The 8,881-nt window shown below is 45.4% G+C and carries 12 protein-coding genes and 1 pseudogene; 2 read left to right on the top strand and 11 right to left on the bottom strand.

Features of this window, described 5'->3' with window-relative positions; all coding sequences use genetic code 11:
- The first annotated feature begins 103 nt into the window (after window positions 1–103).
- Entirely contained in the window at window positions 104–340 is a 237-nt protein-coding gene (locus tag H0Z19_RS10885; RefSeq protein ID WP_290726550.1) for a hypothetical protein, read from the top strand.
- Between the two features lie 8 nt (window positions 341–348).
- Entirely contained in the window at window positions 349–1,113 is a 765-nt protein-coding gene (locus tag H0Z19_RS10880; RefSeq protein ID WP_290726548.1) for an ATP/GTP-binding protein, read from the top strand.
- Here the strand turns inward: H0Z19_RS10880 and H0Z19_RS10875 are convergent.
- The 11 genes and pseudogenes from H0Z19_RS10875 to H0Z19_RS10825 all read right to left on the bottom strand — a co-directional run.
- Window positions 1,110–1,859 carry a bifunctional hydroxymethylpyrimidine kinase/phosphomethylpyrimidine kinase gene (locus H0Z19_RS10875; protein WP_290726545.1) on the bottom strand — a complete coding sequence of 250 codons (750 nt, stop codon included), beginning with the start codon at window positions 1,857–1,859 and terminating at the stop codon, window positions 1,110–1,112. The genes H0Z19_RS10880 and H0Z19_RS10875 overlap by 4 nt on opposite strands.
- 11 nt (window positions 1,860–1,870) lie before the next feature.
- A complete protein-coding gene (gene fhcD, locus H0Z19_RS10870) occupies window positions 1,871–2,764 on the bottom strand; it encodes a formylmethanofuran--tetrahydromethanopterin N-formyltransferase (protein ID WP_290726543.1) in 894 nt (297 codons plus the stop codon).
- Window positions 2,765–2,879: 115 nt separating this feature from the next.
- On the bottom strand, window positions 2,880–3,143 hold the full coding sequence (locus H0Z19_RS10865) for a hypothetical protein (protein WP_290726542.1): 264 nt from the start codon (window positions 3,141–3,143) through the stop codon (window positions 2,880–2,882).
- Between the two features lie 177 nt (window positions 3,144–3,320).
- The gene (locus H0Z19_RS10860; protein ID WP_290726539.1) at window positions 3,321–3,767 is read right to left on the bottom strand and encodes a phosphopantetheine adenylyltransferase; all 447 of its coding nucleotides are present in this window, start codon (window positions 3,765–3,767) and stop codon (window positions 3,321–3,323) included.
- A 153-nt stretch (window positions 3,768–3,920) separates the two neighbouring features.
- The gene (locus H0Z19_RS10855; RefSeq protein ID WP_290726537.1) at window positions 3,921–4,475 is read right to left on the bottom strand and encodes a DUF2148 domain-containing protein; all 555 of its coding nucleotides are present in this window, start codon (window positions 4,473–4,475) and stop codon (window positions 3,921–3,923) included.
- Window positions 4,476–4,509: 34 nt separating this feature from the next.
- On the bottom strand, window positions 4,510–5,214 hold the full coding sequence (locus H0Z19_RS10850) for an ABC transporter ATP-binding protein (protein WP_365892747.1): 705 nt from the start codon (window positions 5,212–5,214) through the stop codon (window positions 4,510–4,512).
- A complete protein-coding gene (locus H0Z19_RS10845) occupies window positions 5,207–5,953 on the bottom strand; it encodes an ABC transporter ATP-binding protein (protein WP_290726532.1) in 747 nt (248 codons plus the stop codon). The genes H0Z19_RS10850 and H0Z19_RS10845 overlap by 8 nt, the downstream gene beginning before the upstream one ends.
- A gap of 9 nt (window positions 5,954–5,962) precedes the next feature.
- A complete protein-coding gene (locus tag H0Z19_RS10840) occupies window positions 5,963–6,934 on the bottom strand; it encodes a branched-chain amino acid ABC transporter permease (protein WP_290726530.1) in 972 nt (323 codons plus the stop codon).
- Window positions 6,931–7,824, bottom strand: coding sequence for a branched-chain amino acid ABC transporter permease (locus H0Z19_RS10835; protein ID WP_290726528.1), 894 nt, complete (start codon window positions 7,822–7,824; stop codon window positions 6,931–6,933). Before H0Z19_RS10835 ends, H0Z19_RS10840 begins: the two co-directional genes overlap by 4 nt.
- A gap of 146 nt (window positions 7,825–7,970) precedes the next feature.
- Window positions 7,971–8,366: a universal stress protein gene (locus H0Z19_RS10830; RefSeq protein ID WP_290726526.1), complete on the bottom strand. Its 396-nt coding sequence runs from the start codon at window positions 8,364–8,366 to the stop codon at window positions 7,971–7,973.
- A 35-nt stretch (window positions 8,367–8,401) separates the two neighbouring features.
- A pseudogene (locus H0Z19_RS10825) lies at window positions 8,402–8,881 on the bottom strand (hypothetical protein); the annotation flags it as partial.

Genomic DNA, 8,881 nt, shown 5'->3' with positions numbered 1-8,881 from the left:
TATGCTGTACTACAACCGATTGAGGTGGTGTTTGTGTTAAGTGGACAGGTCCAATGTGAAAAAATGGAAAAGTTTTTATGGGGAAATCTGCATGATTAAAACAATGGTTACTGCTAACTCAAAAATTCTCCAGGTGAAGAACAGAAGACATGTTGCTATTGTTTACGTGAACGGAGGCGAAATTGAGGTTGTTGACTGCACGAACAGCGTAAACTGTCGCATTCAGGGAGTTAAGGGAGAAGGCTGTCCCAGCTACTGTCCATTTATAGCTGATGCTAAAAGGTATGTTCAGGGACTGAGAACGAAATACATGGTAGAGGTTTTGAACTCTGACACTTAGGTTTTTTCATGGAGCAGGTTTTCATCTACCTTACAGGCACTGCAGGGTCTGGAAAGACCTACATGACAAAAGCTATTGCGGATTGGTTTGATCTGAAGAAGCTTGACTATCTGACCGTGAACCTTGACCCTGGAGCGGACTTCCTTCCCTATTCAGCAGACATTGACGTCAGGGAGTGGTTCACTCTCGAAGACATCATGGGCAGATACAATGTAGGGCCAAACGGGGCTCAGATAATCGGTGCAGACCTCGTATCAACTCTTGTTGATGACATCAAGGATGAGATCCAGCTTTCATCATCTGAGTATGTTTTGATTGACACACCCGGTCAGTTAGAGCTTTTTACACTCAGAGAGAGCAGCAGAATACTCGTAAATGTTCTCAATCCTGAAAGAAGTGTTATGGTCTACCTTTTTGATCCTGTGGTATCAAAAACACCTTCAGGGTTCCTATCGATGCTGTTTATGGCTTCTTCGGCTGTTTTCAGGCTTGAAATACCGCAGGTGCTCGTCCTTTCAAAATCTGACCTGCTGACTGAGAGGGAGCTTGAAAAAATTGTTGAATGGAGCAGGGACCCTGAGACCCTCTATGACAGTCTTGATTTGGAGCGGAAAACTCTAAATCTTGAACTTTTCCTCCTGCTGAAGGATGCGGGCTTATTTAGACCACTAATTCCCGCTTCTGCTTTGACTGGCTATGGAATGGAGGACATCTACGATGCAATTCAGGAAATCTTCTACGGGGGAGATGATTTGGAGAGAATTCTGTTTTAGGGATTAACGACCGGAAAACAGTTTCCGGGCCTCAAAGCTTTTTTAACACTCTCCAGGACAAAAATTCTTGCCTTTCTAACCGCATTTTCCAGTGAGTTGTCCAATCCTAAGTAGCATGCCAAGGCTGTGCTGTAAACGCAACCGGTTCCGTGGATGTTCACAGGCGAGAAATCTGCAGTGACGGTGTAAATTAAGCCCTTCTCGCAGACGACATCTCTGCCTCCCAGCTCACCTCCCGTAATCACCACATTGCAGCCATACTTTTCGTTTATTTTTAGAGCAATGTCTTTGGCCTCTTCAAAGGTGTTTTTTGCTCCATTAACTGAAGTGAAACTCCTCGCCTCAGTCAGATTCGGTGTTACGACGTTAATGAACTCCAAGAGCATTCTGTAACCTTCGACACTCCCAATTTTTCCCCCAGCACCTGCGAAGATCACCGGGTCAAGAACCTTTGGTGCATCGAGCTTCACAATTTCGTCAGCAACAACCCTCGCAACCTCGGTTGAGGAGATGAGCCCTATTTTTACGCAGTCAATCTTTATGTCATCTACAACGGCCTCAATCTGTTTTTTGAGAATTTCGGTGTCGACTGGAACTACTGTCTTAGCTTCACAAGTGTTCTGAACAGTCAGTGATGTTACGATTGAAGCAGGATACAGCCCGATTGCCTTGGCAGTTTTTATGTCAGCATGCAGTCCGGCACCACCAGAAGGGTCGAGACCAGAAAAGGTGAGAATCGTCTTCATAAAATAAAAATTTAAAAGAGCTCGTTCAGGTTTATGATGTGCTTCCCGAGCTTTCCACCGTAGTTTCCGGCTGTAATCTTTACAACTCCCGGAATCTTCGTCGCTGCCAGTATACCAACCTTCGTAGCTTCCTTGATTGCATCAGCATTCAATCCATTGATGACGATCTCGTAGACAGCCTTCACACCTTCCGGAATCTGCGTTCCTTCAACCTGGTCTCTGATGCTCGGAGCGAACTTTTCGTTTGTTGAGGCCCTCAGGAACTTGTACTTGTTTGCCCCAACCTTCGAACCAGAAGCAACAATTCCACCTGGGAACGGTGTTATTACACCCTCAACGTCGCTTATAGCATCTACTGCAGCCTTTGCGGCTGCAAGAGCAGATGGCTGGGTTTCAGCCATTATGAAGAAGTTTCCTCCTGCAATGCCGTTGGTGTACCCGATGTCGTTCTCGATTATGAAGTCTCCCTCCATCATGGGCACTGCCCAGCACTTCCTACCACCAACCTCTAATTCCTTCTCGTATCCGTCGGCGAAGAATTTGAGCTTGAAGCCCGTGTCAAACTTCTCTTCCGCATCTGGCAGGCCGTTAAAGACGGCAGCAGTGGGTGCGGTAAGAACACACTGGCCAAGTCTGGCCAGAAGCTGCTCCTCAAGCCCCTTCTTGCTCATGTGGCAGATTTGAATGTAATAGCCAGGTCTCCCGTCGGGGGTCTCAGACGGTCTCGCCTTAATCTCGATTCCAGCTTCGGCGGGGCACATAATAACAGACGTACCGAACCCCGTGGCCTCATTAGCAGCTACCCAGGCCCAGTAATAGTCGTAGCCCGTTATCAAAACCCTTGCAATTTTTATGTCAAAGGCCTCAGCAAAAGTTTCCTCAACCTCGACACCATTCACTTTCATTCTATCACCTGCTTTTTGTCAGAACGTAGCGATTTAAATCTTTTTATTTTTGCAATTTTGGAATTTTTAAAGAATACGGGATTTTACTTGCTTTCACCGTTCTAGAAATATTCAACTAATCTTGCTCAGCGCTCCTCAATGAAATGATTCTCCCAAGACCTTCAGCGTTTCCCAGAACGGCAATTAACGCAAGCGAAATCGCGAGGGCGTTGAACACGCCCCCTAAAAATATCAAAAACAGTCTCATATCTCTTGTGATTGGAATGCTGAATGAACTTGGAGCATAAGTCCGCCTGTAAACGGCAACGTACTTGTCTCCGGTGTACGCAACTATAAACGACGCAAATGCAGCCAGAAAGCTATAATCCAGTAGAACCAATTTGTTTGAGAAATTGAGAGGGTTATGCAGAATACGATTATGAAATCAGCATACCTGTCCAGAACGCCGCCGAGCCATGCTCTGAAAATACCTATCAACTCTTTTTCGCAAATATCTTGTGTTGGAATTTGTTTGGATAATTAACTTCTTTTTTTCGCTTCAATTATCAAAAACGGCTTAAATAATACCCCCATATCTGTCTATCTCTCCCCTTTTAATTCTGGTAGAGGATATGGGCTTGCCGTCGTCCGCCATGATCCAGTCAACCCTCACTATGGTTATTTTTCTCTTTCCAAGTTCCTCCCTCTTTTTATTAATTTTCAACGCCATTTCGTATGTTTCCGGAGAGACGACGAGGTACTCAAAGTCAACATCGAGTGTTTTTCCGTACGGATTGGTTATCTTGACGATTTCCGGCTCAAAACCGTATTTCCTCAAAACATATCTTCGGACATTCTCCGCTCTTATCGAGAAGGGCAGAACGCTTCTGATTCTCCCTCTAGCCATTCTATCACTGGTGATCCCTATGGTTATATCTTTCCCTCCGAGCTTGATCGCCACATCTATGAGCTTTTTATGGCCCTCATGCAGTGGTTCGAATGTTCCCCCAAGTGCTACCTTCACGTTAGTTTATGGAGAGTCTGGAAATAAAAGGACTTCTGTCCTCATCATTTTTCCCGGTTGGAGGAGCTTAAAAGTGGCAAAGTGGTTTTGGTTTGACTTAAAAGATGCCTAATTATGACTTATTAACGTAACTGAGGTTAAAGAAATTAAAAATTATTTTTTAGGCTTCCTGTCAAAGTACGGGCTCTTGCCCGACGCTGACAGCGGAATTCCCATCACAACGTCGCTATCAATCATACCGAGCTTTTTGGCAGCGATTCCAATCCTGTACATTATTCTTGTGTCTATTCCAAGGACTGCTGCCACCTTAACCGCTGAACCGAGAGCGATGCCAAGATCAATCATTCTGAAAGCACAGTTCGGCCCTACAAAATTCTCCCCGTCCCTCTCAGCTTTCTTGAACTCTGAACAGCTCTCAAACCCGCATGCCTGGCAGTTAACCCCCACTGTCTTATCTCCCTTTGCACCTACAAGGAGTATTGCTTGGGATTTTCTCACGCTCTCTGCATCTCTGATGAAGTCCTTGTCCCCTCCTCCAGCCATTTTTTCCATCTGCACAGCAATTTTTTCCATCTCTTCTCCGTCAACGTAAACGATTTCGATTACATCCTCACCCTTGGACTTCGGAGCCGTTCTTGCGGATTCCGCCATCAGAAATGCGGCAATCTTAATCCCCTCATTTTTGAAGTCCTTTTCGTTGAGAAGCATGGTCTTAATTTGATTTAAAAAATAAAAATTTTTCTCAAATACCCAGATATGCCTTTTTAACCTCTGGATTCGCCATAACTTCGTCCGCTTTACCGCTGAGCCTTATTTCTCCAAGTTCTATGACGTAAGCCCTATCAGAAACTTTCAGACTTAAAGATGCGTTTTGCTCTGAAACGAGAACTGCAGTGTCATTTTTTATTTCCTTCAGCACCTCAAAAACGCTCCATGAAAGCTTGGGAGACAATCCAAAGCTTGGCTCGTCAAGAAGCAGCAGTTTGGGTTTTGGCATTAGCGCTCTGGCGATAGCAAGCATCTGCTGCTCTCCACCACTCATCGTTCCTGCTCTCTGGTTTATTCTCTCTCTTAAAACCGGAAATATTTCAAAAACGTACTCAAGCCTCTTCTTGAATCCGTCCTTGTCCCTTCTATTAGTGAAGTAACCGAGAAGCAGATTTTTGTAAACGCTCAGATCCGGGAAAAGAAACCTGCCTTCTGGACAGTGGGTTATGCCGATGGTAACAATTTCCTCCGGGCTTTTTCCTGCAATCTCTTCCCCGTCGAACCTGATACTCCCGCTCTTAGGCTTAATAAAGCCTGAAATTGTTCTGAAAAGTGTGCTTTTTCCCGCCCCGTTGCTTCCGATGATTGAAACGATTTCTCCGTAGTCAATCTCAAGATTCACTCCTCTAAGAACTTCGTAACTGCCGTAAGCAACGTGAAGGTCTTTGACTTCAAGCAACATAGCTCTCACCCAGATACGCTTTGATAACCCTCTCATTTTTCACAATTTCTTCAGGCTTGCCTTCCGCAATAACCTCTCCGCTCTCAAGAACGACTATTCTGTCGGACACACCCATAATAAACCTCATTTTGTGCTCGATTAAGGCTATTGTAGTTCCGTTATTCCTCAAAGACTTTATGATTTCCAGAATCTTGTCAGTCTCTTCCAGAGTAAGTCCGGCTGTAGGTTCATCAAGCAAAAGCAGTTTAGGCTTTGTAGCTATAGCAACAGCGATAGATAGCCTCCTCTGAGCTTCCTGCGGAATGTTTTTTACTGGAGTGAAGGCAAGCTCTTCAAGTTCGACAAACTTGAGGAGTTTCATGGCCTCTTCAAAAATCTCTTCCCCGTTTTTCTCTTTCAGCGCCTTAAAAATGCTTCCTCTGTACCATCCAGTGAGAGTTATGAGTATATTGCCGATTACGGGGAGATTAAAGTAAAGGCTGGTCGTCTGGAATGTTCTGTTTATTCCGAGTCTTACGATTTTGTGAGGTGGCATGCCTGTGATGGTCTTTCCCTTGAAAAGCACAATACCCTCATCAGGAGTGTACAGGCCTGAAATTATGTTGAAAAGGGTCGTCTTTCCTGCTCCGTTCGGACCGATAATTCCGAGAATCTCCCCTTCTTTGACATCAAAGGTCACGCCTTTCAACGCCCTCAGCCCCCCAAATTTTATCCCTACTCCTTTTACGCTCAGCATGTTATCACCTTACAGTTTCCCCATGATGGCCCTTTTTGGCAGCTCTCCTCCTTTTTCTGCTTTTCTTGAGTAGTAGGTTCCCATAACACCCTTGGGCATGAAGAGTATGGCCAGAAGAAACACTATTCCTTGGATAAGAACCGTATACTGGGCGAGCGTGAAGAAAACCTCGTTTATAAGCGTGACGACAGCTGTCCCGACAAACGGCCCGGCCAGCGTTCCAGCCCCTCCAAAGATAACTGCAGTGAGGAAGGCAAAGCTGTTGACGAAGCTCGTTATATCCGGGAAGATGCTACCGATGTAGGCAGAGTAGAACGCTCCTGCAACTGAGGCAAAGATGGCGCTGAAGACGAAAGATGCAACTTTAAACTTGGTCAAGTTAACTCCAGCGTACTCAGCAAGAAGCTCGTTCTCTCTAATTGCCACTATTATGCTGCCGAAAGGCGATTTGATTATAATCCAGTATAGAACGGTCATGATTACCAGAACTGCAAGCATGAGGTAGTAGAAGTTCTGGGTTCCACTGAAGCTGATTGAAACACCTCCAATCTCGATTGCCGGAGAGGGTATGCCAAAGAGTCCTCTGGGGCCTCTTGTAACCTCATCCCATTTGTCCACTATTTCGTAGATGATTACGTTGAAGAGCAGAGTTGCAATGGCGAAGTAAGCTCCCTTAAGCCTTAAGGTCATCAGGCCTATTAAAAAGGCAACCGCTGCCACAAAAGCAACTGCCACAACTAAGGAAGACCAGAATGACCACCCGTTGAGCACTAGCAAAGCACTCACGTATGCTCCGAGACCGTAAAACGCTCCCTGAGTAAGAGAAGCCTGACCTGTATAGCCGATTATGATGTTCAACCCCATTGCAGCGATGGTGTAGATTATGAACAATGTAGAAATTCTGATCGCGTATGATGAGCCGGTCAGCGGCAAAAGCAGTGCCAGCACCAATATTGTTGGGCAAACTATCTTCCAGTTCATGCTCTCCTCTCCTTTTTGCCAAACAAACCTTCTGGTTTGAGAATCAAAATTGCAACGAGAATTCCAAATGCGACAAGATTTTTCCATCTTATGTCAAAGTAACCGCCGTAAATGGATTCAACAATGCCGAGAACCAGACCTCCTGCTATCGCCCCAGGAATATTTCCCAGCCCACCAACCACGCATATTACGAAAGCCTTCAGGTTCAGTTCGGCGCCCATTATTGGATACACAAGGGTTATTGGGGCAATAAGTGCAGCAGCGAATCCCGCAAGTGCTCCGGCGATTGCAAAGGCTATCAGTGTAATCTTGTCGGTATTGATCCCAACCAGCCTTGCCCCTATTGGAGACTGAGCAACGGCTTCGAGAGCTATGCCGGTAATGGTTCTTTTCAGGAAGTAAAACAGAAAAGCTATGGTGGCAATGGATGATAGAAGGATAACCAGCCTCTGTGCGCTTATTCTTAACGCACCAACCAACACCATGTAATCAAAGGGAGTGTGAATGTGCTGGTATCTGGGACCGAAAACTGCAAGAGCAAAGCCCTCAAGAAGCATCAGCAGACCTATGGCAGCAATGAATGAAGTAATGTGTGGAGCATCGAGAAGCCTCCTGTAAACGAGCAAGTAGCTCAGAACTCCCACCAGAGCGGATACAGCAACAGCTGCCAGGATTGCAGCAATGTAGCTGATTTCAAGCATGTTACCTGCAATTGAAGCTGCCAGAAACCCTGCATATGCCCCGAGCATGTATCTGTTTCCGTGAGAGAAGTCCGGAATTTGCAGAATTCCGTAGATAATTGTAATCCCAAGAGCCGTCAGAGCGTAGATGAATCCGACTACGAGTCCTCCGATGAGTACATTTATGAAATAATTTATTTCAATCATCATTTTAAAGTAAAGATGAAGGAAGTATAAATTTCTTTTGGTTTTTTTCCAATTAGTGGTATTTGTTAAACACTTAAACTCCTAAAGGATGAAAATTCTTAGAATTAAAATTTTTAATAGTTATTTTGTTTTTCTTGCTGATGTGAACGTCATTTGATGCACGCTACTGGCTTGTTTGCATGAAGGATTACATCCCTCGCCACACTGCCAAACAGGAGCTTCCCTGTTGGGCTTCTCTTCCTGACTCCAATTACTACCATTTTGGCATCAATTTCATCCGCGAAATCCACTATGTCCTGTGCTGGTTCTTTGCCTCTAACAAGAAGATGCTTTTCCCCTTTTACTCCTTCTTTCTTCAGAATGCTGACAGCCCATGAAAGCGCCTTCTCAGCCTCAAAAACGTCCTCGTCAGTAGTCTTGCTACCTCCTGGTAAAGAGTGAACAACGTAAACCGGCATACCACGTAGCTCTGCCTCTTCTGCAGCAAATTTTAGTGTTCTTTCTGCTCTGTCCGATTTCTTATCTATTGCAACCACAATGGGCATTTTATCACCAAAAAAATAAAGTTAAAAAGTTAAATTTACCCCCAAACTTTGTTTCCGGAAGCGTCAGTGTAGTAGTATTCCTGCCCCCAGAACTTCGGATAGATTTCGATGTATCCTGTAACCTCTCCGTCCCATATCACAAGAGCGCTTCCGGGAGTGTTGAGCGCCCCTCTTGTATCCCATGGTGCCGCTCTGAGAAGCTGTGAGTAGATGTAGTTCGGAACTCCCATGTATCCGTCCATGGGCCAGACTTCGTTCTCCATAGCATCCATTATCGCGTCCGGGTCGAGAGAGTCTGCCTCATCAATTGCTTTCGCAAGGACCATCATTGCCTGATATTCGAGAGCGTGCTCCCACGTCACAGGATAGTCCCCCAATCTTTCTTTGATTCTACTAACTGTGACCTTGTATCCCTCAATCAGCGGGTCCTGGCTTATAACCTGGTTCCGATAATCACTTGTGACCTCAGGAAGCTTCACCAGAGCCTCCGGCGCTGAAGTTCCTGCAGTTTTATC

It is taken from the genome of Archaeoglobus sp. (assembly GCF_017656475.1).
GTDB lineage: Archaea > Halobacteriota > Archaeoglobi > Archaeoglobales > Archaeoglobaceae > Archaeoglobus.
This window is presented reverse-complemented; position numbering and strand designations above follow the sequence as displayed.